At 46.6% G+C, this 25,034-nt stretch carries 23 protein-coding genes; 21 read left to right on the forward strand and 2 right to left on the reverse strand.

Features of this window, described 5'->3' with window-relative positions:
• Positions 1–143: 143 nt before the first annotated feature.
• From AC58VC_RS13475 to AC58VC_RS13540, 14 genes are all read left to right on the forward strand, one after another.
• Positions 144–446 carry a YunC family protein gene (locus AC58VC_RS13475; RefSeq protein WP_145659671.1) on the forward strand — a complete coding sequence of 101 codons (303 nt, stop codon included), beginning with the start codon at positions 144–146 and terminating at the stop codon, positions 444–446.
• 217 nt (positions 447–663) lie between these two features.
• Complete coding sequence (locus AC58VC_RS13480; protein WP_497369277.1) at positions 664–1,458, forward strand: basic amino acid ABC transporter substrate-binding protein; 795 nt, start codon at positions 664–666, stop codon at positions 1,456–1,458.
• Positions 1,459–1,539: 81 nt separating this feature from the next.
• The gene (locus AC58VC_RS13485; protein ID WP_477498319.1) at positions 1,540–2,187 is read left to right on the forward strand and encodes an amino acid ABC transporter permease; all 648 of its coding nucleotides are present in this window, start codon (positions 1,540–1,542) and stop codon (positions 2,185–2,187) included.
• A 13-nt stretch (positions 2,188–2,200) separates the two neighbouring features.
• Positions 2,201–2,923 carry an amino acid ABC transporter ATP-binding protein gene (locus tag AC58VC_RS13490; protein WP_497369801.1) on the forward strand — a complete coding sequence of 241 codons (723 nt, stop codon included), beginning with the start codon at positions 2,201–2,203 and terminating at the stop codon, positions 2,921–2,923.
• Between the two features lie 446 nt (positions 2,924–3,369).
• Positions 3,370–5,127 carry a sensor histidine kinase gene (locus AC58VC_RS13495; protein WP_497369278.1) on the forward strand — a complete coding sequence of 586 codons (1,758 nt, stop codon included), beginning with the start codon at positions 3,370–3,372 and terminating at the stop codon, positions 5,125–5,127.
• On the forward strand, positions 5,124–6,677 hold the full coding sequence (locus AC58VC_RS13500; protein WP_497369279.1) for a response regulator: 1,554 nt from the start codon (positions 5,124–5,126) through the stop codon (positions 6,675–6,677). The genes AC58VC_RS13495 and AC58VC_RS13500 overlap by 4 nt, the downstream gene beginning before the upstream one ends.
• Before the next feature lie 97 nt (positions 6,678–6,774).
• Positions 6,775–7,470, forward strand: a complete 696-nt coding sequence (locus AC58VC_RS13505) for an ABC transporter ATP-binding protein (protein WP_497369280.1) — start codon at positions 6,775–6,777, stop codon at positions 7,468–7,470.
• A complete protein-coding gene (locus tag AC58VC_RS13510) occupies positions 7,460–8,494 on the forward strand; it encodes an efflux RND transporter periplasmic adaptor subunit (RefSeq protein WP_497369802.1) in 1,035 nt (344 codons plus the stop codon). The genes AC58VC_RS13505 and AC58VC_RS13510 overlap by 11 nt, the downstream gene beginning before the upstream one ends.
• Positions 8,495–8,515: 21 nt before the next feature.
• Positions 8,516–11,422: an ABC transporter permease gene (locus AC58VC_RS13515; RefSeq protein WP_497369281.1), complete on the forward strand. Its 2,907-nt coding sequence runs from the start codon at positions 8,516–8,518 to the stop codon at positions 11,420–11,422.
• Positions 11,423–11,424: 2 nt separating this feature from the next.
• Positions 11,425–12,309: an ABC transporter ATP-binding protein gene (locus AC58VC_RS13520; protein ID WP_497369282.1), complete on the forward strand. Its 885-nt coding sequence runs from the start codon at positions 11,425–11,427 to the stop codon at positions 12,307–12,309.
• Between the two features lie 169 nt (positions 12,310–12,478).
• Positions 12,479–13,774 carry a homocysteine synthase gene (locus tag AC58VC_RS13525; protein WP_497369283.1) on the forward strand — a complete coding sequence of 432 codons (1,296 nt, stop codon included), beginning with the start codon at positions 12,479–12,481 and terminating at the stop codon, positions 13,772–13,774.
• A 193-nt stretch (positions 13,775–13,967) separates the two neighbouring features.
• Positions 13,968–14,813: a M15 family metallopeptidase gene (locus AC58VC_RS13530; RefSeq protein ID WP_497369284.1), complete on the forward strand. Its 846-nt coding sequence runs from the start codon at positions 13,968–13,970 to the stop codon at positions 14,811–14,813.
• Positions 14,814–14,915: 102 nt separating this feature from the next.
• A complete protein-coding gene (locus AC58VC_RS13535) occupies positions 14,916–15,929 on the forward strand; it encodes a Gfo/Idh/MocA family protein (protein WP_497369285.1) in 1,014 nt (337 codons plus the stop codon).
• 34 nt (positions 15,930–15,963) lie between these two features.
• The gene (locus tag AC58VC_RS13540; protein WP_497369286.1) at positions 15,964–16,908 is read left to right on the forward strand and encodes an AraC family transcriptional regulator; all 945 of its coding nucleotides are present in this window, start codon (positions 15,964–15,966) and stop codon (positions 16,906–16,908) included.
• 181 nt (positions 16,909–17,089) lie between these two features.
• Here the strand turns inward: AC58VC_RS13540 and mtnA are convergent, their stop codons facing one another.
• Together mtnA and mtnK are read right to left on the reverse strand one after the other, a co-directional pair.
• Entirely contained in the window at positions 17,090–18,166 is a 1,077-nt protein-coding gene (gene mtnA / locus AC58VC_RS13545; RefSeq protein ID WP_497369287.1) for an S-methyl-5-thioribose-1-phosphate isomerase, read from the reverse strand.
• Positions 18,163–19,389 carry an S-methyl-5-thioribose kinase gene (gene mtnK / locus AC58VC_RS13550; protein WP_497369288.1) on the reverse strand — a complete coding sequence of 409 codons (1,227 nt, stop codon included), beginning with the start codon at positions 19,387–19,389 and terminating at the stop codon, positions 18,163–18,165. Before mtnK ends, mtnA begins: the two co-directional genes overlap by 4 nt.
• 201 nt (positions 19,390–19,590) lie before the next feature.
• Here mtnK and AC58VC_RS13555 point away from each other — a divergent pair, with 201 nt between their 5' ends.
• The 7 genes from AC58VC_RS13555 to sufU all read left to right on the forward strand — a co-directional run bounded on the left by AC58VC_RS13555 (position 19,591) and on the right by sufU (position 25,005).
• Complete coding sequence (locus AC58VC_RS13555; protein ID WP_497369289.1) at positions 19,591–20,049, forward strand: Dps family protein; 459 nt, start codon at positions 19,591–19,593, stop codon at positions 20,047–20,049.
• A gap of 103 nt (positions 20,050–20,152) precedes the next feature.
• Positions 20,153–20,326 (forward strand): hypothetical protein, encoded by a 174-nt coding sequence (locus AC58VC_RS13560; RefSeq protein WP_497369290.1) that lies wholly within the window; start codon positions 20,153–20,155, stop codon positions 20,324–20,326.
• A gap of 116 nt (positions 20,327–20,442) precedes the next feature.
• Complete coding sequence (locus AC58VC_RS13565) at positions 20,443–21,012, forward strand: DUF1802 family protein (RefSeq protein ID WP_497369291.1); 570 nt, start codon at positions 20,443–20,445, stop codon at positions 21,010–21,012.
• A 165-nt stretch (positions 21,013–21,177) separates the two neighbouring features.
• A complete protein-coding gene (gene sufC, locus AC58VC_RS13570) occupies positions 21,178–22,008 on the forward strand; it encodes a Fe-S cluster assembly ATPase SufC (RefSeq protein ID WP_477498471.1) in 831 nt (276 codons plus the stop codon).
• A 57-nt stretch (positions 22,009–22,065) separates the two neighbouring features.
• On the forward strand, positions 22,066–23,361 hold the full coding sequence (gene sufD, locus AC58VC_RS13575) for a Fe-S cluster assembly protein SufD (RefSeq protein WP_497369292.1): 1,296 nt from the start codon (positions 22,066–22,068) through the stop codon (positions 23,359–23,361).
• Complete coding sequence (locus AC58VC_RS13580; RefSeq protein WP_497369293.1) at positions 23,358–24,584, forward strand: cysteine desulfurase; 1,227 nt, start codon at positions 23,358–23,360, stop codon at positions 24,582–24,584. The genes sufD and AC58VC_RS13580 overlap by 4 nt, the downstream gene beginning before the upstream one ends.
• Positions 24,571–25,005 carry a Fe-S cluster assembly sulfur transfer protein SufU gene (gene sufU / locus AC58VC_RS13585; protein WP_161408979.1) on the forward strand — a complete coding sequence of 145 codons (435 nt, stop codon included), beginning with the start codon at positions 24,571–24,573 and terminating at the stop codon, positions 25,003–25,005. The genes AC58VC_RS13580 and sufU overlap by 14 nt, the downstream gene beginning before the upstream one ends.
• The last annotated feature ends 29 nt before the right edge of the window (positions 25,006–25,034 follow it).

A 25,034-nucleotide genomic window follows, 5' to 3' on the forward strand; every position in this document is an offset into this window, starting at 1 on the left:
ATTTGCCGCAAATAAGGGCTGCTGTGTCCGTAAGCTTACCATACATCCCAGTGAACAAAAATTCTTTTTCCACCAAACATCACACCGTACTAGCCGCACGCGCATATACTACCGTAAGACTGCAAAGAGGAGCTGTGCAGAGCATGATGCGCGTAGAACCTATTCTCCTTGAGGGACATACTGCAATTGCGATAGAGGTTAAATTGCCCAAGACGACGCTGCTGGTAGTAACGACAGATAAAGGATACATTATGTGCGGTGCTTTAGACGTTGCACTGCTCAACGAGCGTTTGAGTGAACGCAACATTGTCGCGGCAAGAGCTACTGGCGTCCGCACGATTGAAGAGCTGCTGGAAGCACCGCTTGAATCGGTGACGCACACGGCGGAGGACCTGGGCATTTTTGCTGGAATGACGGGAAGAGAAGCCATTTTGAAAATGATGTAAATTAAACGCTTCGGATCACGAGATCCGGGCGTTTTTCTATTTTGTATCGGTAAAAAGAACAAAGATCGTCCAATTCTGTTGTGCAAAAAGCCAAAAATGAACAAGAAAGGTGATTACCTGCAATTTCCTGAGTAATTTTCTAGACACAGACGTTGTCATTTTATTGACCAGATGTTAAAATATGATTCGTTCCATACATAGCACGGGGGGAATTTTAATGAAAAAAATATCATTTCTTGTTTTGACAGCAGCTCTAGTAATCGGATTAACGGGTTGTGGGGCTAAAGATACCGGCGCCGGCGGCACGAAGTACAAGTTTGCAACAGATGCTGCTTATGCACCAATGGAATATATGGACAAAGACAAGATGACCGGTTTTGACATCGATTTTCTTGCAGAAGTTATGAAGGAAGCAGGACTTTCCTACGATGTAACGAATACAGGTTGGGACACAATGCTTACAAGTGTTAAACAAGGTAAAGAGTATCAAGGTGGTATTTCCAGCGTTTCGATTACAGATGAGCGTAAACAATCTTATGATTACTCCATCCCGTACTTCGAATCAACCAACATGATTCTGGTCAAAGAAGGCAGTCCAATCAAAAGCGCGACTGACCTGAAAGACAAGAAGGTTGCTGTTCAAATCTCTACGACAGCAGATACGCTTATGAGCAAAATCATGGGCGAGAAGAACCCATCTTTGAAACGTCTTGATAACAACACGCTTGCACTGTTGGAACTTGAAAATAACGGTGTAGACGCGGTTGTCGCGGATATCGCAATCGTTCGTGAATATGTGAAAAACAATCCGAACAAAAAATTCGTTACCATTACGGATGCGACAAATTTTGAGTCCGAATACTACGGTATTCTGCTTCCTAAAGGCAGTGAGCTTAAAGCGAAGCTTGACCCAGCAATCAAGAAAGTGATTGAAAACGGGGCGTATGCAAAAGTGTACAAAAAATGGTTCGGTCAAGAGCCAGATACGAAAAAGTTGCTTGAACAAAAATAATAAAAGAGCAGCATGCGTGACTCAACCTACGCATGCTGTTGTTCTGTTATCAGCATAATAAGGTAAGAAAGGAAGTGTGGAATGGAGTTTCGTTTTGACATTATTATTGAATATATACCGCTTTTATTAAAAGGTACGCTTTGGACCATTGGGATATCGATTTTGTCCATCTGTTTCGGTTCCGTGCTGGGGCTGGCTGTTGGACTAGGCAAAATGTCTCACAGAGGATATCTAAGATGGCCAACTAGCATATATGTGAACTTTTTCCGCGGCACACCGCTGTTGGTACAAATTTTGCTCGTGCATTTCGGGGTCGTTCCCTTATTTCTTGGCACAACTAATGCCATCATTGCTTCTATTGTTGCTTTATCTCTGAACTCCGCAGGATATATGGCCGAAATCTTCCGGGCAGGTATTCAGTCCATTGATAAAGGGCAAACCGAAGCGGCGCATTCCCTAGGGATGACACATTATCAAACGATGAAAAAGGTTATTTTGCCGCAAGCGATTAAGCGGATGATTCCTCCATTTGGGAATGAGTTTATCGTGTTGATTAAGGATTCTTCTCTGTTTGCGGTTATCGCCGCCCCAGAATTGATGTATTGGTCTAATGCGATGCGCAGCCAATATTTCGCTGTATGGGAGCCGTATCTGACTGCGGCATTCATTTATTTCATCCTCACTTATTCTCTAAGCAAGCTGCTTAGCTATGTGGAAAGGAGAGTGTAGAGATATGACCGCGATGATTGAAGTTAGAAATCTTAAAAAAGCATTCGGCAGTAACGTCGTTTTGCGGGATATTTCCGCAGATATTCAGCACCAAGAGGTCTTGGTGGTGATTGGTCCTTCAGGATCGGGGAAATCGACATTTCTGCGTTGTCTGAACCTTTTGGAGCAGCCTAATGGCGGTTCCATCAAGATTGAGGGCAAAGACATTATGAACCCAACGAATAAAATTAATGAGATCCGCATGGAGCTCGGCATGGTGTTCCAGCGTTTTCATTTGTTCCCGCATATGAAGGTTATTGATAATATTATGCTGGCGCCGATTCAAGTGCGTAAATGGTCAGAGGATAAAGCGCGCAAAAAAGCATTGGAGCTACTAACGAAAGTTGGGCTCGAAGATAAAGCTGATGCGTATCCAGATTCGCTCTCCGGAGGTCAAGCGCAGCGTGTAGCGATTGCTCGCGCACTCGCGATGGAGCCGAAGATTATGCTGTTCGATGAGCCGACATCCGCTTTGGATCCCGAAATGGTCGGTGAGGTGCTGGCCGTTATGAAGCAGCTGGCTAAGGAAGGGATGACAATGGTTGTCGTTACCCATGAAATGGGCTTCGCTCGCGAGGTTGGCGACCGCGTTATGTTTATGGAGCACGGCGTTATTGTGGAAGAAGGCAAGCCTAAGCAAATCTTCGAGGATCCGCAACAAGAGCGGACAAAGTCCTTTTTGTCCAAGGTGCTTTAGTACGGTGAATAGGTGAATAAGAATAGTAAGAAATAGGGGGCTATCTCATTGGGTCAGAAATGACCTAAGGGGTGGCCTCTTTTTTATTGAAGCTGAGATGCGGCGACTAGAGACTGTAGTTCACTGACATCAGTCACCCCCAGCTATTCGCCGAAATGCGCACAGTAATTCCCCTCCATCCGCCAAGACCTCGCTATTCGCCGAAATAACGCATCGTAGTTTCGCCAGGTTGGCCGTGCAGCCAACTTAGCCCTGGTGTGAGGTCGATCTTCTCCACCAAACACCCTGGTAACGCACCAGCTTTTTGCACAAATCTATTACCAGTTCCCTGACACCGCTGAATGTTTTCACATCAGCCGTGTACAGCCTCTCTTTTATGTATATCTTTTTGGTAAAAGATAGATTTATAATGAAATAACTATCAACGGCAACATGAAGGGTGACGTATGCGATCGCTGCTCAGACACGTATTTAATCGCTTTCAATTTCGTGTGCTTCTCTATATGCTTCTGGTTATCTCAGTTCCATTAGTCTTGGTCATTTATTTATTTCATCAACAATTTTCCGCATATAGCAAGAGCGAATTAACCCTTTCTGTAGATCAAATGCACGATCAAGTGATCGCTTCCATCTATCAGGGGCTGCGCAACTCTTCAGAGATTACCCACAGGGTTACAGAGGATTATGGCGTTTTAACCTTTGTCAAAATGAAAGAAGCTACTTCCCGAGAAGGGAAAGAATTGAACGAATATACGAACAGCCTGTTGTCCGATCAAATGCTTCAGAACCGTTATCTAGAGCAGGTCTGCTTGACTTTGCAGTCATCGAATCGAACGTTATGTGCTCAGAGTGCAGAGGCGACGGGGATGCTGGATACACGCATCAGAAGTGCAGAGCAGCGGTTTGAACCATTAATAGCCGAATATAGTAAACTCGATGCTTATTTGCTGACTTACACGGAATCAATCAAGGACAAGTCAAGCTTACAGGAAATTGGAAGGGTAACGTTATGGGTCAATATGAACAAGTTAATGAAGGAGTTATCTGTTAAAAATACTTCTCAGGCCTATGTTCTTTTGGACCAGAATCATCAAGTGGTTTATCGCAATGGTTTATACACGGGCGAAGAATTGAAGAGCGTAGGGCGTGCAACTGACTATTTGCACACAGATGATTCAGTGGTTCATTCTGCGAAACACGTAGAAATGATAGGGGGAGTCCAGTGGACATCTTACTATGAAACTGTACTTCCATCATTTGTTTCAGCATTTCCCTATTATCGCGCTTGGCTGATTGCTTTATTTGCTCTGGCGGTTGTGCTCAGTGCAGGCAGCTCACTCCTGTTCATGACTTATGTAACGAGGCCTCTTGATGTACTAAAAGCTTTGATGAATCGAGCAGAGCTTGGCGATTTGAGAGCGTACTGGACATCCAAAAGCTCCACGGAGTGGGGGCAATTAGGTCAAAGCTATAATCAGATGTTGAATCGGCTAGAAGATCTTATTAAGCAGGTAAAAAGAGAGGAATCGCTGAAAAAGGAAGCCGAAATGGAAGCACTCCATTATCAGTTGAACCCGCATTTTCTCTACAATACTTTGAATACGATAAAATGGGTGGCAAAAATACATAAAACACCTCAGATTTCAGAAGTCGTAAGTGCATTAGTGCGGTTGCTGCAAGCGAGCTTAGGCAAGAAGGGCGAATTTATTACTTTGCGTGAAGAAATTGGGCTGATCCGCGATTACATGGAGATTCAAAAATTTCGCTACGGGGATCGCATTCAGGTGGTCTCTCAAGCGGAAGAGCTAACTTTGGGCTGCTTGGTTCCAAGGATGTTTCTGCAGCCGCTAGTGGAGAATGCGATTATTCATGGTATTGAGCCGGCCAAGCGGGAAGGCGTCATTACGATTCGGACATGGCTGGATAGAGACCTCCTATTTTGCCAAGTGGAAGACAATGGTGTCGGGATGCAGGTGGAAGAAGGCAGTTCTGGTTGGAAGGCCATGCATGCTGCAGGAGGAACCCGATCGGATCGGATGCTGAGAGAACGAATGAGCGGTGTAGGGATTTCTCATATTCGTGAGAAGATCAAGCTCTACTATGGGCCGGAATTCAAAATGCATATTGCCAGCAAACCTGGGGAAGGAACCACGATCAGAATGTCACTTCCTATCCATCAGGGAGAGGAGTTGGAAGCAGAATGAATGTACTTGTTGTGGATGATGAACCCATCATTCGTTTGGGTTTGCGTACATTGGTGGATTGGGAAATGCATGGCTTTCATTATGCCGGTGATGCAGAAGATGGCCTAGAAGCAGTTGAGTTGCTGGAATCACTTCAAATCGACATTGTGATAACGGATCTAATCATGCCGCGTATGGACGGCATAGCGCTTATAAGAGAGCTAAGAGATTGGACAAGACCAATAAGCACCATTGTTCTAAGCTGTATGGACGACTTCACCTATGTGAAAGAAGCGATGAAGCTTGGGGCTAAGGACTATATTCTCAAGCCAACGATGGAGCCAGAATCGCTAATTGACATCTTACTGGGTGTCAAGCGAGAGCTCGAAGCTCAGCGGAATGACCAGAGAGAGCAGCAGATTCGGGAGCTTGAGCTGGCTTCCACGAAGCAAATGCAGCTATCGAACAGGCTGCAGGCTTATTTACAGACCAAGCTTGGCGAAGCTGAGCTGCAGGCAGAGCTTTTCGGTGCAAGTGCCCCCAGCAGCAGCCTAGTTAGCCTGCTGCTGCACGCCAGCGCCGCCATAGACTGGCGCTGGACCGGCTGCCTGGCGGCGCTGCCGCTGGCCGCCGACAGCACGCTGCTGCTCCTTCCAGCAGCAGCCGAAGAGCAAGACGCCGCCCAAGATGGCGGCGTCTATGCCACTGCCGCGGCGCTTGAGCGCGCCGCGGAGGTCCGGCTCGCGCACGCGCCGGACTGGTTCATCGGAGCCGGCGTCGTTATCCGCCGGCTCGCGGACGTGCAGTCTGCCGCGGCGCTGCATGCGCGGCAGGTGCAGGAGCGATTCTACAGCTCCAGCTGGAATCGCTTGGTTGTGCCTGCGCCGGAGGCAGCATGCGGGCAAGTGCCTGCGCTGCCGTTTGAGATTCGCAGCGACCTGCTGCGCTGTGTCTTGCACAATAACAGCGAGGGGTATCGGCACCATGCGGAGGCGCTTTGCCGCAAGCTCGGGGAGCAGCGCCACGACAAGGAGAAGGTGTTGATCTTCATCCAGGAACTGCTTGCGCTGGCTGCAGGTTATGCGCGCGAACGCGGCTGCGCAGCGCTTGAGCGATATGAGGAGCTATATGTGAATAGCAAAGCTCTGAGCGCCTGCAGCAGGTTTGAGCAGGTTAGTGAAATGGTTTTTCAAGCAATGAGCATGCTGATGGAGAATCGAATGGTGGTTGGGAAAGAGCCGATTCATCGCTCAAACAATCCCTTTATTCGTAAGGTTTTGGCCTATATGATGGACAATTATGCATCACCCATAAGCACATCGGACATGGCTGATTATGTCAGACTGAGCCGCAGCTATTTGAGTGATTTATACAGCAAGGAAATGGGAGAATCGCTGAGTGAAACGTTGACGCGAATCCGTATGGAAGAAGCGAAACGCAGACTGCGAACGGGTAACATGAAGGTATATGAAGTGGCCGATGCCGTAGGATTTCCAGATGCGAAAACATTTGCCAAAACGTTCAAACGCGTAGTCGGCTGTTCGCCCAAAGAATTCGAGAAGAACAAATAGACACCTTTTCCAACAAAGGATGTCTATTTTTTTGTTATGTAAAGGTTTACATTTAGAGAGAGTTCCATGATTTAGGAATAAAGATGAGGTGCTAACTATGACTATGCAGGTAGATCAGGTGCCTATGGTGCAAGCAATTGGTGTTACGCGCGTATTTGGAAAAGGATCGGGAGCGGTTCACGCATTGCGGGGAGCTCATCTCAGCATTCCCAGAGGCAGGCTTGTGGCACTGCGCGGAAGATCGGGGTCCGGCAAGACAACGCTGCTCAATATCCTCGGGGCCCTCGACCATCCTTCGGAAGGTGCCGTTTATTTAGAGGGCATGGAGATCAGCAGTCTATCTGAGGCGAAGCGTAATGAAGTTAGACGGAAGCAGATCGGTCTTATTTTTCAATCCTTTGCTTTAGTTCCATATATGTCTGCCTACGAGAATGTTGAGTTTGGTTTGCGCATATCGGGCATTCATCCCAAACATTATAAACAATTAGCTGAAGAGGCGCTGGATTTCGTTGGCTTGAAAATGAGAATGAAGCATCGTCCTTATGAGCTATCTGGCGGCGAGCAGCAGCGGGTTGCCATTGCCCGAGCTATCGCTCACAAACCCAAGCTGATTTTGGCAGACGAGCCTACAGCCGAGCTAGATAGCAGAATGGGGCTCCAAGTGCTTAAACTATTCAAAGATTTGGTGCAAGAAGGAATGACCATTATTTTGACCACACATGATCTCGCTATTATGGAAATTGTAGATGAAGTGTATGCATTGGAGGATGGTACCATTGTCGATGAAGGTTAATACATTTGCGTCTAAGCTCGTTCTTATAACGGGTGTTGTGTTCATGCTGGCAGGATGCTCCCTGCTGCCCAAGGAAGAGGAGGCGCTAAAGCCACCTTTAGTGAAACCCGTGAAAGAAAACTTTGAACTTTATGAAGTGAAGAAAGGCAACATAACGAAAAAAGCTACTTTTATGGGGACCTTCAAGTCGAGCCAAACGAGTAATTATTATTTTAAAGAGTCTGATCATCGCTTGGCAGCTTTACGCGTTAAATTAGGCGATGTAGTTAAGCCGGGCGATGTGCTTGCTGAACTGGAGAAGGGAGATTTGGAAACTCGGATTGCCCTTCAAAAGCTGAATTTGGAGAAGGCTCAAATTGCTAGCGTGCAATCCAGGCAGGCTGATCCTGATCAAGCACTGGCGCTTCGTTTGAAGGATATTGATATTGAAGCTGCGAAGCTGCAATTGACATCCTTGCAAGCGCAATTGGATAAGACCATGTTAGTGGCAGAGTCCAGTGGAATTGTCACTTTCGTAACGGATGCTCAGCAAGGAAGTGTAGTGGACGCCTTCAATACGCTTGTGGTTCTGTCCGATCCTGACCACCTGGAACTCTCTTATGAAGCTACAGATGTCGGAACACTAACTGGTATAGAAGTTGGTATGAATGTAGAAGTCAAGCTGGCGAAATCCGGGAGTACGGTGCAGGGCAAAGTGCTGCGAACACCATCGAGCTCTCCCCCAACGGATAACAAGGCACAAGCCGAAAGAAATGCCAAAACGATTATTATTGGGGTTCCTTTAGGAACAGAGGGTGCAGAGATCGGTGCATCTGGAGACATGACAATTGTTGTTGAGCAGCGAGAGAATGTCATCGTAATCCCGCGAAAAGGACTGCGGACTTATCTGGGCAGAGATTATGTGCAAGTGCTGAATGGGGAAAGCCGCAAAGAAGTCGATGTTGAAAAAGGTCTTGTTACCCCAACGGAAGTGGAAATTCGGACGGGCCTCAAGGAAGGCCAAAATGTCATTTTAGAGAACTAGTACTTTCTTAGGAGGATTGCAATGGCTTTATTTCTGATGATTCTCCGTAAAATGGTTAAAAATCGCTGGCTCGAGCTTAGTTTATTGGTAGGGCTCATTATTTCTGTAGCTCTTGCAAGCTCGATGCCTATTTATACACACGCCATTTTACAGCGCATGCTGATCAAGGACTTGGAAGTTCTGCAAACAGACACCACGCAATATCCGGGGCAAGTGTATAATTACGCGTACTTTGTGAGAGCCGAGAAGGAGCAAGACACAGATCGTCTTCTTGCGGAAACAGATGCTTATTTGAAAGAAGAAAGTAAAGCATTTGGCGTACCTATTCTCCTTTCGACCACTATGCGCAGCACGATGAATTTCAATTTCAAACCGAGTGATCCAAGTAAAGTAGATCCTAGTGTGAAGCGTCTAGGCGAGCTGACAACGATGTCGGAGTTAGATAAGCATATTCGCCTTGTTGACGGTGTCATGCCTTCCGCAGAGCCTGTGAATGGCGTGTATGAAGCATGGGTATTCCCTGAGCTGCTGACGGAGATGAAGATTGTTCTTGGCAATGAATTAACCATTCAAGACGAGGATTTGAAACAAAACATTCGCATTAAACCCGTAGGGGTCATTGATCGCAGCGATTATGCCGATCCGTATTGGACGAATAATATGTATGACTTGCGTTCAAGATTTTTCATTCCCTTTGGACTATTTGAGAAAGAAATCACCAATAACAAAGAGTTTACTAGCCTGTATTGCTTTTGGAATTACATACTCGATTATCACCAATTAAAGCTGGAAGGATTAGGAGCCTATACCGCTGCACATGCACAAATGGAAGGCTACTTAAGCAATCGCTTCAATTCTTATAAATCCGAGAATCCCTCGCTTCCTACCTTGAAAGTGTATGGTGATAAAGAGAAGAAATTAAGAATGATGTTATGGTCGCTGAATGTGCCCGTTAGTATTTTGTTAGCTTTCTATTTATTCATGGTTGCCAATTTGATTACGGAGAGGCAAAAAACAGAAATTGCCGTTCTGCGCAGCAGAGGAGCTAGCCGTACTCAGATTCTATTAGGCTATGTGCTGGAGGGAGCTCTATTAGGGGGCGTTGCTCTTCTAGTTGGACCTGCTATCGGCATGCAATTGACCAAAATCTTGGGCGCTTCCAATGGGTTTCTGGAATTTGTACAACGCGCTGCAATGGAAGTTAAGCTGAATCAAGAAGCCTATCAATATGCTTTGATTGCCGTAGTGGCTTCGGTTTGTATGACGCTCATCCCTGCCGTTATGGCAACACGCACGACCATTGTTGGTCATAAGCAAGCGTTAGCGAGGAAAAATAAGCTTTCTTTTGTCCATAAAATCTTCCTCGATGTTATCTTATTAGCCGTATCCATTTATTTATTGCAAAGCTTTAACAGGCGGATGACTGATCTGGTTGCACTTGGGCTAGATTCGATGGACATGAAGGTTGATCCTCTCCTTTTTGTAGTGCCGGCACTATTCATATTTGCAATGGGCTTGTTCCTCTTGCGCATCTATCCGTGGATTATTCAACTGATCTATACGGTGGGGCGCAAATGGTGGCCGCCTTATCTGTATTCGACGCTCCTTCAGGTAGGCAGATCCACTACACAGTACCAATTCATTATGCTGTTTATCGTGATGACGCTGGCAACCGGTTTGTTTAGTGCGAGTGCAGCCCGGACGATGAATAAAAACATTGAAGAGAAGATCCGCTATACGAATGGCACTGATATTGTTTTGCAAACACCATGGGATAATGATGCGCCGCCTCCACAATCAGGCTCTTCTGGACCTTCGGGTGAGGCTAGTTCTCCTGCTGGTGAAGTTGTTGTGAAGAAACGAGTGCAATATACGGAGCCGCCGTTTCTCCCATTTACCCAGCTGCCAGGTGTGGAGTCCGCTGCTCGTGTTTTTCAAAAGAAAGATGCTTACATCTCAATAGGCAAAGAAACGAAGCGGACAACATTGATGGGAATCGACACCGATGAATTCGGTCAAACAGCCTGGCTTCGCGATCAATTGCTGGATCATCACTTCTATGATTATTTGAACTTGCTCGCTGGGGATTCCAAGGCTGTGCTTATTTCCAGGTCCATTGCTGAAGAAACTGGAGCCAAAGTTGGCGATACAGTGAATATTGGATGGGGGGATGTAAGAGGGACAGCATCCATCGTCTATGGAATCATTGATTACTGGCCTAGCTGGAATCCTAATCCGGTATTGACAGCCTCATCGAGTAGCAGTAGTACGTCAAGCTCATCTAAGCAGACTAAAGTAGATGCACCTAAGCTCGTCGTTGGGCATCTCTCCTATTTTCAAAATAATTTGGCCGTGGAGCCGTATGATGTATGGCTTAAGCTGAAACCTGACATGACTAGTCAAGCTTTGTATGAAGCGCTAGAGCTTAAACATATCCAGATTGAAAGTCTGGTTGATACGAAGCAAATGTTGGTCCGTTCCAAAAATGATCCATTCCAACTGGCTGTGAACGGCGTAATGACACTTGGTTTCTTGATTGCGATTGGCATCAGTTTTATGGGATTTCTTTTATATTGGGTGCTTTCACTTTCCGGTCGGATTTTACAATTCGGCGTACTTCGTGCGATGGGAATTTCTTATGCTCAGTTGATTGGGATGCTAGTTGCCGAGCAAATGTTAACTTCAGGCGCTGCTGTCCTGATTGGTATGATCACTGGGAATACGGCTAGCCGTTTGTTCGTTCCCTTGTTCCAATTAACGTTTGACTCATCGAGTCAAGTGCCGCCTTTTCAAGTGAGTTTTGATCCTAACGATCAGCTACATTTATACGTCATTGTCTTGGTTATGATAGGAATTGGTTTACTGCTGCTTGGCGGGATGCTCTCCAGAATTAAGATTCATCAAGCCATTAAGCTTGGGGAGGATTAAGGATGATTCACTGTGAAAATTTGGTTAAAATCTATAAGGTCGCTGATCTTGAAGTCGTTGCTTTGCAAGGTCTTGATCTCCACGTGGAGGAAGGGGAACTGATGGCGATTATTGGGAACAGCGGCAGCGGGAAATCGACGTTGTTGAATATGCTGGGAGGGCTGGATCGGCCCTCAGCAGGTAATCTCCGTGTGGATGGAAAGGATTTGCTGAAATTTAAGGAATCGGATCTGGTCAAGTATAAAAGGGAAACCGTCGGCTTCGTCTGGCAAAATAACGCGAGAAACCTGATTCCTTATTTGACAGCTTTGGAAAATGTGGAGCTGCCCATCCTTCTCCAGGGGCGACGCAAGCGTCACCGCGCTTTGGATTTGCTGGAAGCAGTAGGTTTAAGCCACCGGAGAAACAATAAGCTCAATGAGCTTTCCGGCGGGGAGCAGCAGCGTGTCGCTATTGCCATTGCGCTTGCGAATCAGCCCCGGCTCTTACTGGCAGATGAACCCACAGGGTCCGTCGACACGAAGATGGCGAATCAAATACTCGATCTATTTCGGGAGCTGAACCGCAGCTTTGGCTTAACGGTTGTTATTGTTACGCATGATCCGCTTTTGGCCAAGAAGGTAGATCGGGTCGTTGCGATCCGGGACGGCAAAACCTCCTCGGAGATTATACGGCGCAAGTCCTATCAAGAGGAATTGCTTGAGCTTGAGCAGGGTATCTTGGCTGCTGAAGAGGATTCCCATGTTGAGTATGCCGTCGTTGACAAAGCGGGCAGACTGCAAATTCCGGCCAATTTCCTCGAATCGATTGGAGCTTCCGGGACGAATAAAGTACGGGTTGCTATAGAGGACGGACGGATCGTATTGTTGCCGCCTGACAAGGCATAGAGCGGAAATAATTGCAGCACGCTCCCTTTGAAACAAGTATAGAAAATAATGCCAATATGGTATATTGACTTTAGCTAGATATTTCCATTAGAATAAATACATACTATTCCAGTAGGAATTATCGAGTTTAAATCAACGAATCCATTCACCATCCAAGGAGGCATGTGCAATGTCAGATTCCAAACGCCAGTACTTACCGGAAACACTAGCTATTCATGCAGGTCAAGAGGTCGATCCGACAACGAAATCAAGAGCTGTTCCGATTTATCAAACAACGTCCTATGTTTTCAACGATACGGATCATGCAGCCAATTTATTTGCGCTCAAAGAGTTTGGTAATATTTATACGCGAATTATGAATCCAACGACGGATGTTTTTGAAAAGCGGATCGCTGCATTGGAAGGTGCGCCAGCAGCTCTTGCCGTAGCATCCGGCCAGGCTGCTATTACGTTTGCGATTTTGAACATTGCTGAAGCTGGTGATGAAATTGTATCGGCTGCTTCCTTATATGGCGGAACTTATAATTTATTTTCTAACACATTGCCTAAGCTTGGAATTAACGTTAAATTCGTTGACCCAAGCAATCCCGAAAATTTCCGCAGCGCCATTACCGATAAAACGAAAGCGGTTTACGCGGAGTCGATCGGCAATCCCAAAGGGGACATCCTCGATATCGAAGCTGTGGCGGCTATTGCACATGAGAACGGTATCCCATTGATTGTTGATAATACATTCCCAAGTCCTTACCTCCTCAGACCTATCGAGCACGGCGCTGACATTGTTGTACATTCGGCAACGAAATTTATTGGCGGTCACGGAACTACGATTGGTGGCGTCATTGTTGATAGCGGCAAATTCGACTGGGTGGCAAGCGGCAAATTCCCAGGCCTGACGAAGCCTGATCCGAGCTATAACGGCGTTGTTTACACCGATGCGGTAGGACCGATCGCGTACATTATCAAAGCAAGGGTTCAACTGCTTCGCGATTTAGGCGCTTCAATTTCACCGAACAGCGCGTTTTTGCTCTTGCAAGGTCTGGAGACCCTGCATTTGCGTCTGGAACGCCATAGTACGAATGCTCTGAAGGTGGCTCAATATTTGGAGTCTCATGAGGCTGTGGAGTGGGTTAGCTATTCTGGACTAGAAAGCCATCCTTCCTATAAGCTTGCTCAGAAGTACCTGCCTAAGGGTCAAGGAGCTATCTTGAGCTTCGGGATCAAAGGCGGCGTTGAAGCAGGTAAGAAGCTGATTCATTCCGTCGAGCTCTTTTCACATTTAGCTAATGTTGGAGATTCCAAATCACTTATTATTCATCCTGCAAGCACCACACACTCTCAATTGAGTGAACAGGAACAAATTTCTGCAGGCGTGACTGCTGGACTTATTCGTTTATCCGTTGGAACCGAAGCCATTGAAGATATTATCTATGATTTAGAGCAGGCGATTGCTGCAAGTCAGGCTTAAGAAATTTCCGGAAACAGATTAAACTTGTAACAACGATACGTTACGCATAAAATATGAGAAGGCTGCGATTTAGGCGCAAAACCTAGATGGCAGTCTTTTTTACGTTGAAATTTGACTTCATGCAACTTTTACTTGGGATGAGAAGTCTATTTCATATGTAAGTTTTCAACTTCAAGGAGGCATTCATCTGAGCATGAACAAAAAGACAAAATACTCGCTCGCCCTACTCATGGCGTTATCCATACTGGCGGGCTGCAGCAGCAAAGAGGAAGTAGTACCAAGCACGAGCCCATCTGCCAGCGCGGCGGCAACGGCTACGCCTAATACGACGACTTCCACACCAACGACAACAGCGACAGCTTCGCCGCAAGCAAGCTCTAAGCCGGTCCAAAGTCCTTCAGCTTCTCCGAAGGCATCCAGTACTCCTTCCAAAAGTGATGGACTTCAAGTCATCGCCAAGCCGGAAAGTGTAACGGTCCTGGTGAATAAACAGTTTGCACTTCCTTCAAGCTACGAGCCGACGGATTTGGTCTATCCAGATATTCCTTTTACATTCGCGGAGAAGATTGAAAAACGCAAAATGCGCACCGTCGCGGCGGAAGCAATTGAAAAGCTGGTTGCCGGCGCGAAAAAGGATGGTATCAACCTTGCGGGCGTATCGGCTTATCGGTCATATGCAACGCAGAAGTCGCTATTCCAGCGTTACGTTCTGAAGGATGGCGAGGAAAAAGCGAAAACGTACAGTGCTGTGCCAGGGACAAGCGAACATGAAACAGGACTTGCAATCGATGTATCGGGCAGTGACGGGAAATGTGCCGCCGAGGATTGCTTTGGAGGGACCAAAGAAGCGAACTGGCTGGAGAAGCATGCCCAGGAGTACGGATTTATCATCCGCTACCCCAAAGGAAAAGAGAAAATTACGGGGTACCAATACGAGCCATGGCACATTCGTTATGTAGGTGCGGATACAGCTAAGGATATGGCAGCCAAAAAGATGACCATGGAAGAGTACTACAATGCTGTGCCTGTCAGTAAATAAAGTGATGTCGTTATTTTGCACCCTCATCTGTCGCTAATTCGAAATTTATCAAGCTGCCAAGGCATGTTAAAATGAAGCCAAGTCACTTATTTGGAGGTTAACATGATTAAAGTAGCAATGTTAAGTTTTTGGCACGTGCATGCAAGAGACTATGCAAAACAGGTAACCGAGCACAAAGATACCGAGATTGTAGCGGTGTGGGATGAAATTCCTGAGCGCGGACAAGCAGAAGCGTCACAGCGTGGTGTTGCCTTTTATACGGATCTTGCTGAGTTACTGGCAAATAAGGATATTGACGGCGTCGTTGTAGACACACCTACAAACATGCACCGTGATGTTATGATTGCTGCTGCCAAGGCAGGTAAACATATTTTTACGGAGAAAGTTATTGCTCCAACGTTACATGAAGTGAATGAGATTCTAGATGCGGTTAATGAAGCTGGTGTAACTTTGACTGTTTCATTGCCGCGTTTGAATCCAACGTATACATTAGCTGTACAAGAAATTATCGCGAAGGAACTGCTAGGATCGATCACACTCGTGCGCACTCGTTTATCCCACAATGGCGGAATTTCTACAGAGGCGAATCCGAAAGGCTGGCTGCCTGAGCATTTCTACAATGCTGAACAATGTGGCGGCGGCGCGTTAATCGACCTTGGTTGTCATCCGATGTATTTGACTCGTCTATTCCTGGGTCTGCCTGAGTCTGTAAGCGCTTCTTATGGGCATGTAACGGGCAGAGAAGTTGAAGATAATGCTGTAGCTACACTCCAGTATGCTAATGGCGCTCTAGGCATCGTCGAGGCTGGTTTCGTGAACGCTCATTCGCCATTCGTGATTGAGGTTCATGGTACTGAAGGCAGCGTGTTGTACTCCGATCATGACGGAAGAATTCTGCTGCGTACGAGAAAACTTGCTGATGCTGGCTGGACACCTTACGAGAACGGTCCGAAAGAGAAGGTATCTGCCTTTGATCAATGGGTAGACCACATTCAAAACGGAACAAAAGCTACTGAAAATATTCAGTTGGCTGTAGATTTAACGAAGCTGATGGAGGCTTCTAACCGCTCCGCTAAATCTAAACAACAAGTACGTATTGATGCCCTAACTCAGTAATAACTGAGCTGTACAGGATGGAAGGAGGTTCAGCATGAGTCAGCCCTTTTACTTCGAACCGATGCTTGAAAATCCAATGGCACTAGATCGGCTGGACCTGCGTTTTCGGTGGGGTTCTTACGGAATCCGTGTGCTTCGCTGCCATCTAACCTCCTTTCCGCCTGGCACGGTGATCGATTTCCATCATCATTCCGAATTCGAGTTTCATTACATTCCTAACGGAAAAGGCCGAGTCATTTTGGATGGGATTACCCACCCTTTGCAAGAAGGGATGCTGTATGTGACAGCCCCAGGTGTCTCGCACCGCCAGGAGGCGGATGAACACGATAAGATGGATGAGTTGTGTTTGCATGTTGACTTTGTGAGGCTGGATGAGCCTCCGCTGGGTGGAGACCCTGAGTCGCAGGCTTGGGGAGAAGCTTGGGAGATAGCAGAGGCTGATGCTTGCATCAAGCAGCTAAGCGAGCTTCCTCACATCCCTGCCTTTGACCGGCAGGAAGCAATGAAGTGCTTCCTGGTCGCCTTTGAAGCTTGGCGGGACAACCAGCTTGGACAATATACGATCATCAAACAATCGATTATCCAGATGTTGCTGAGAACGATAGGCGCTTACAAAGCGGATCATCAAGGGCTCGATTTGCCAGCACGCGATATGAAAAGCTACCGTTACCAGCTTGCCGTCCAGTTCATCGAGGACAACTTCCGGCGTCCTCTGACGCTTGAAGGCGTTGCTGAGCGGCTGCAGATCTCCTCCCGACAACTTCAGCGCATTTTTAAGGAGCAAGCGAACATATCCTTCAGTGAGTATTTGGAGCAAGTCCGCTTGAATCATGTGTGCACAGAGCTGCTGCAAACGACTATGACCTTGGAGAAAATCGCCGAGAAAAGCGGCTTTGCTTCCAGCAATTATTTGCATTATGTGTTTAAAAAAGCCCATGGTGTCACACCGAACCGGTATCGTGAACGCCTGCATGGATAAGAAAAAGGCTGTTCTCGCCGTTATCGTAGTCAATCAACTACGAAACGGCAGGAACAGCCTTTATTTATTGGTGACGACGGACGATGCCGCCTCTTTACTGCTGGGATAGATGGAAAATAGTGGAACACATGCAGCAAAATAGCAGGAGTAATCGGCGCTACTGACAAGCAATCATGCTAAATTATTCGAAAAGCTTACGTAAGTTCTCCGCATACGGAGCACGAACGATGCCTTTTTCCGTAATAATCGCCGTTACATACTCGCTCGGTGTGACATCGAAGGCAGGATTATACACTTTTACGCCTTGCGGTGCCGTACGCTTGCCGAAGCCTTGCGTGATTTCATCCTCATGGCGCTCTTCAATCGGAATGTCCCCGCCTGTAGGTGTGTTCAAATCGATCGTGGAGATCGGGCTCGCCACGTAGAACGGAATCCCGTGCGCTTTCGCCAAAACAGCCACGCTGTACGTGCCGATCTTGTTGGCAACGTCACCGTTAGCAGCAACGCGGTCGGTTCCGACGATGACCGCCTGGATCCAGCCCTTGGACATGACCGCACCGGCCATGTTATCACAGATCAGCGTCACATCGACGCCGGCCTGCTGCAGTTCAAAGGCTGTAAGCCGCGCGCCTTGCAGCACGGGCCGAGTCTCATCCGCGAACACCTTCAGGTTCACGCCTTTTTCCTTAGCCAAGTAGAACGGCGCTAGCGCCGTGCCGTACTTGGCTGTCGCAAGACCGCCGGCGTTGCAGTGCGTCAGCACGCCGAAGCCATCCTCGAACAGCGTCAACGCGTGTTCGCCGATCTGGCGGTTCGTCTCCTCGTCCTCGGCTTGAATCTTCTGCGCTTCGTCCAGAAGCGCTGCTTTGAAGGCATCTTGGCTAACGCCTGCCGCTGCCAAACTGCCTGCTTGCGCTCTCATCCGGTCGAGCGCCCAGAACAAGTTCACCGCTGTCGGACGGGACGTCGCCAGATAGTCGGCTTGCTTCTGGACTTCCGCCAGAAGCCCATCCACTGCGGCATCTACGTTGCGGATGCCTAAATATACACCATACGCGGCGGCGATTCCGATAGCCGGTGCGCCGCGAACTTTCAAGTGACGAATCGCTTCCCACACCTCAATTGGCGTTTCCAGCGGCAAATAAACGATCTCTTCTGGCAGCAAACGTTGATCTAACAGATCAAGCTGCTGACCATTCCAACGCAAGGATTGCAATGCACCTTGCTCCTCTAAACTTTCTAGGTTCTTGTTAGTCATAGAACAAATCCTCTTTCTACTGCTGATTCTTTGGTGACGATGGCAATTAGCTCATCGATAGAAGTTATTTGACGATTAGCGCGAATAAAGCTTGTGCCGATCGCTAACGCCAAACGTTGAGCGCGTTCTCTAGCGGCGCTATCTTCAATTTTATCAATATCTGTGACATGAGCAAGTCCTACGATGCGGCGCACCATTTTGGCACCTGTGAAGCCCGCCGTATCCTGAAGCAGGTTTTTAATGAAATAGTCTTGGTAGCCAGGTGCTTGGAAAACACGATCTACACCATGCTCATTCCACAACGCGCGGAAATTGGCTTCAAAATGTGTCCATACTTCTTTCACCGTTTGTAATAGATAAGCGCGGTATGCTTTGCGGCTTTCATCATCCTTGCTCCAACCTTCTTGTCCTGCAAAGTTTAGAATTAAATTTGCGAGTACAGCTCCGATATCGAAGCCCATTGGACCGTAATAAGCGAATTCTGGATCGATGACTTTCGTGGAATCAGGTTTGATGAAAATACTTCCCGTGTGCAAATCACCATGAAGCAGTGCCTGCGCGCTCGTCAAGAATTTTTGGCGAAGAATCGCGACTTCAAAGTGAAGCTCGTTGTCTGCCCAAAGCTGCTCTGCTGCATCGCGGATATGATCTTCAAAGCTATTCGTTTCCGCATCGCGGTACGGATCATCGAAAATCAAATCCTCCGTAATTTTGCAAAGCTCAGGATTAATGAAGCGGCCTTGTTGAATTTTTTTTTCCTGTTGGTTCTTGCCTAAATCCGAAGTGAAAAACAACGTATTTGCCATAAAGCGGCCGATATGCTCAGCAAACAGCGGATATTCGTTCCGTTCAATTAACCCTCTGCGCATAATAATGTGATCGCTTAGATCCTCCATGACCGTCAGCGCGAGATCTGCGTCATAAGCATATACATGCGGTACGAGATCCGGTACTAAACCTTCTTCAATAATGAGCGCTTCGCTCTCAATACGTGCCCGGTCAAGCGTCAGAGGCCAGGATTCCCCGACAACTTTTGCATAAGGAAGAGCTTGTTTCAAAATAATACTTTTTCCTGAAGCCTTTTCTGATATGCGAAAAACGAGATTTAAGTTGCCGTCGCCGATTTCATGGCTGGTCAATTCGGATCCAGGTTGGAACAAATCCGGGATTTGACGAGCGTATTCGATCGCTTGAGCTTCACTTAAAGGATGATATGTAGACATGGTTTGCCTCCTAAATGAGTCATTGAAATTAATTCCAACTAATTTACTGTGTATTAATCGTCTTTCCCTAGTATAAGACAAAAAGGGGCCGCTTGAAATACTCTCTTCGGAATTGTTGCACAAATTACATAAAATCAGCACAAAGAACGCAAAGTAACGTGTACATGCTGTACCGACAACAACAACTAGGAGGCACTTCTCATGGTAACAACGACATTAACATCAGCTCAATCCATCCAAACCGTTCTAAATAAGCAAATTGCGAACTGGGGCTTGCTTTTTGTTAAGCTTCATAACTTCCATTGGTATGTAAAAGGAAGTCAATTTTTCACGCTGCATGTCAAATTCGAAGAACTGTACAATGAAGCCGCTCTGCATATAGATAATCTTGCTGAACGTCTACTTTCGATTGGCGGTCAACCTGCGGCAACAATGAAAGCCTATATTGAGCTGTCTTCCCTCAAAGAAGCGCAAGGAACCGAGACGGCAACCAAAATGGTTGAAGCCGTCATCGAAGATTTCACAATCCTCACCCAAGAGTTAAAGGCAGGTATGCAAGCCTGCGAAGAGGTGCAAGACGAGACGACTTCGGACATGCTGCTGGCTATACAGACTTCACTGGAAAAACACCGCTGGATGCTGCAATCTTTCCTAGGATAGATTCAAGCAGCCAACTTCTTTACAAAATCTTCAAGTTGGAAAAACATAAGCCTAACGATCCTTCGTTATACTAGGAGCAAATTCGCTTTCGGAGGATCCTATGATGATGAAAATCCTGAATGTGCTGCTGGTAATGGCCGCGTGCTTTTTCTTATTATTCATGGCTTTCGAGGCGGAGTCTCCCGGGAAGAAGGCAGATCCTAATCCGATGAAACAGAATCAGGAACAGTTTGCCCGTATACAACAATCGTATTACGCCGAAGATGTAAATAAGTAGACTTAGGGATGGCCTGAGAGCCATCCCTTTCTTTTCGCCTTTTCATGCCGTGTTGTTTTGCTTCTCCAAATTCCTTATAATAAATGGATTATTGGGAGAACAAGGAGTTGGCGTCGGTGGAAAAACCAAAGGCCTTGAAAGAATGGGCTTCGGCTATCAAAGCACTGGAAGACGGCACACAAATTTTTATTATGCGCAAAGGGGGTATTGTTGAAGAAACGAGAGATTTTCAAGTCGAATCCAATGATTTTTTTCTTTATCCAACCTTCGAGCACCAGAGAAAAGAATTGCTCAAGGAAAGTTATCAACGTGTAATTGATGAAACTTTGGTCGGCTGGAGTGCGCAGGATGAACAAGTTACAATCCGTTCGTATGCCCGGATGATCGAGGATATTGAGATTAGCGATGGAGAGCAGCTACATAAGCTGTATCCATATCACATTTGGACGGAAAATTTCACGGACGAAAGATTGAAGTGGAAACGTAAAAATCCGCTGCATCTTATGCTGTTACGCGTGTATAAACTGGCAGAACCTTTACATATTCCAATAGAGCAAAGTTATATTGGCTGTAAGTCATGGATTGAGCTTGGGGCTGAAACACCGCCCGACTCCTCGATAGTTCCGGTTTTGAGCGATGAGGAATTTGCAGAGCAGGTTGCTGAAATTAAGCGAACTTTGTCGTAAGAAAATGGTTGCATTTTCACAAAATGCCCACCTTTTTCAAGCAATTGCCCTTTCTTGATTTGACATAGTAAGTTATAATAGAATTATTCTAATGAGAATCAATGATAATCATTTTATGATTGTCGTTTATCTAGTACATTTAAACATTATGGAGGCTTAAAGAAAATGGCAAATTCACCAACATTTACAATAGACGGTCTTAGAGCGAACGTCGAAGGAAAGGAAATTTTGAAAGGGTTAAGTCTTGAAATCAAAGGCGGAGAAATCCATGCGATCATGGGACCGAACGGTACAGGTAAAAGTACGCTTGCTGCCGCTTTGATGGGGCACCCGAAATATGAAGTGACGGAGGGTTCTGTTACTTTAGAGGGTGAAGATGTTTTGGAAATGGCTGTTGACGAGAGAGCACGCGCTGGCTTGTTCCTAGCTATGCAATATCCGAGCGAAATCACGGGCGTAACGAACGCTGACTTCTTGCGCAGCGCAATTAACGTACGTCGCGGCGAAGGCAACGAAATCTCGTTGATCAAGTTTATCCGCCAAATGGAAGCTAAAATGAAACAACTTGAAATGAACCCTGAGTTCATGCACCGTTACTTGAACGAAGGTTTCTCCGGCGGTGAGAAAAAGCGTAACGAAATTCTGCAAATGCTTTTGCTTGAGCCTAAATTCGTTATTCTTGACGAAATTGACTCCGGTTTAGATATCGATGCTTTGCGTATCGTTGCTGAAGGCGTTAATGCTATGCGTAGTGAAGAGCGCGGCTTCTTGATCATTACGCATTACCAACGTTTGCTCAACTATGTTAAACCTGATTTTGTACATGTTATGATGCAAGGTCGCATCGTGAAATCCGGTGGTCCAGAGCTGGCTGAGCGTCTGGAATCGGAAGGTTACGATTGGATCAAAGAAGAACTCGGCATCGTGGATGAAACGGTTGGTCAAGACGAGGAAGAATTCAAAATCCCAATGAACACGCCGGGGCCGAAGTACTAAAGAGAGGAGAGACTTTGATCTTAGGGTCAAAGGTCCTTATATATTAGGAGGAATACCATGAGTACTCAAACACAACTTTCCATAGATTCTAATGCTGTCATCGAGCTCTCCCGCAGCAAGCAGGAGCCGGAATGGATGACTGCCCTTCGTACAGAAGGGTTAGCATTAGCGAATTCTTTGGAATTACCTACGCTTGAAAAGACAAGAATTGATCGTTGGAGCATTTCCTCCTACGGTTCCTATAAAACGCAAACACCTTTGACTTCCCTTGAGTCTTTACCAGAAGTAGCCCAAGGTCTAACGAACTCAGATAACCTGATTGTTCAACGCAACTCCGGAGTTGTGTACAACCAAGTATCCGAAGAACTTAAGAAGCAAGGCGTTATTTTCACTGATTTGGAAACAGCGATTCGCGATCATGCTGATCTGGTTAAACCGTACTTCATGAAAGCCATCGAAGCGAACGAAAATCAACTGACAGCTCTGCACGCTGCGCTATGGAACGGCGGTATTTTCATCTATGTACCAAAAGACGTTCGTGTGGAAGTTCCACTTCAAGCGCTGTTTGTTACCGATGATGCAGAAGCTACATTTGCTCCGCACGTTCTTATCGTAGCAGAACAATTCAGCTCTGTTTCCTACGTAGATAACTTCGTATCTTCCCTGTCGGGAGCTGAACTCGTACAGAACGGGATCGTTGAAGTATTCGCGAAACCGGGATCACGCGTGAGTTACGCATCCGTTCATAACTTTGAAGAGTCTGTTACGGACTTAACTTATCGCCGCGCTATTCTTGAGAATGATGCAAGCATTGCGTGGGTAGTTGGGGAAATGAACTACGGGAATACACTGTCGGATACGACGTCTATCCTGAGAGGCAAAGGATCTGATTCCGATGCGAAAATCATTTGTGTTGGTACGCATGAGCAGAAGCTTAACTTAACGACACGCGCTGTTCACTGGGGCAAAGCTTCCACAAGCGACATGATTACGCGTGCTGTTATGCGTGATGGTGCGACGGCAATCATCAACGGGATCACGAAGATTGAAAAAGGAGCACAAGGCTGTAACGGTCAACAAACCGAGAAAGTGTTGATGCTTAGCCCGAAAGCTCGTGGAGACGCGAATCCAATTCTTCTTATTGATGAGGATGATGTTAAAGCAGGTCATGCTGCGAGTGTTGGTCAAGTGAATGCCGAGCAAGTGCATTACTTGATGTCCCGCGGTATTACAAAAGAAGAAGCTCAGCGCTTGATCATTTACGGATTCTTGGCGCCAGTCGTTTCCGAAATTCCGATTAAGAGCGTTGAAGAACAGCTGCAAAGCTTAGTGGAGAGGAAGCTGGGACAATGAAAACAGCCGAGATACGTGAACTTTTTCCCATTCTAAAACAAGAAGTGAACGGTCATCCACTGGTGTATTTGGACAGCGCTGCTACATCCCAGAAGCCCATTCAGGTGATTGAGGCACTCAAGCATTACTATGAATGGGACAATGCGAACGTACATCGCGGTGTTCATACCCTAGGTTCCCGTGCAACAGATGCGTACGAAGGAGCAAGAGCGAAAGTTGCTAAGTTCATCGGCGCATCCAGCGAGCAAGAAATTATTTTCACCAGAGGCACGACAACAGCCATCAATATTGTGGCAAGCAGCTATGCCAAAGCGGTATTGCGAGAAGGCGACGAAATCGTCCTTACGCCAATGGAACATCACAGTAATTTGATTCCATGGCAGCAAGCCGCTAAGGCAACAGGCGCCACTTTAAAATATATCCCATTACAGCCCGACGGATCGATTTCTCTGGCAGATGTTGAAAATACGATTACTGATCGTACCAAGATCGTTTCAGTTGTTTATGTTTCTAACGTTCTGGGGGTTATCAACCCTGTCAAAGAAATCGCCCAAATTGCCCACAAACATGGTGCAAAAATGATGGTTGACGGCGCACAAAGCTCACCTCATATGAAAGTTGATGTGCAGGAATTGGATTGCGACTTTTACGCGCTTTCCGGACATAAAATGTGTGGACCAACCGGAATTGGGGCATTGTATGGCAAGAAGGCCTTGCTCGAAAACATGGAGCCAGTTGAGTTTGGCGGCGAGATGATTGACCACGTAGATCTGTATGAATCGACATGGAAGGAACTGCCTTGGAAGTTCGAAGGTGGAACTCCAATCATCGGAGGGGCTGTTGCACTTGGCGCGGCGATTGATTTTCTGCAAGAAGTAGGAATGGACAATATTTTCAAACATGATATTCAGCTCACGAATTATGCGTTGGAACGTATGACACAGATCGAGGATCTCACTGTTTATGGACCAACTAGCAATCGTGCCGGACTTGTTACTTTCAATTTGGGTGATGTACATCCACATGACGTAGCAACTGTTCTGGATGCAGAGGGAGTAGCTATTCGTGCAGGCCATCACTGCGCACAACCTCTGATGAGATGGCTTGAAGTAAGCAGTACGGCTCGTGCAAGCTTTTATCTATACAATACAGAAGAAGATATTGACCGTCTTGTGATGGCCTTACAAAAAACAAAGGAGTACTTCGGCCATGCAATTGGATGATTTATACCGTAGAGTTATTATGGATCACTATAAAACACCTCGTAACCGGGGGAAATTTGAGTCTGGTGAAGCGGTAACCATCGATCTGAACAATCCAACTTGCGGCGACAAAATTTCGCTGCAAATGTTGGTAGAAGACGGTATTGTGAAACAGGCGAAATTCACAGGCGAAGGCTGTTCGATCTCTCTATCTTCCGCATCCATGATGACGGATGCTGTCAAAGGCAAGACGCTTGAAGAGGCGCTGAAGATGGCTGAGGATTTTTCTGGCCTAATGAAAGGCGAATCTGTTGAATTTGAATATGAAGATATAGAGGCTTTATCTGGGGTGAACAAGTTCCCTGCGCGGATCAAATGCGCAACCCTGGCATGGAACGCTCTTCGCAAAGGTATTGAACATACCCAAAAGACCGATAACTAACGCTTTTAGCGATCGCATAGAACATTGTT

This window comes from Paenibacillus sp. J22R67, from assembly GCF_059692175.1.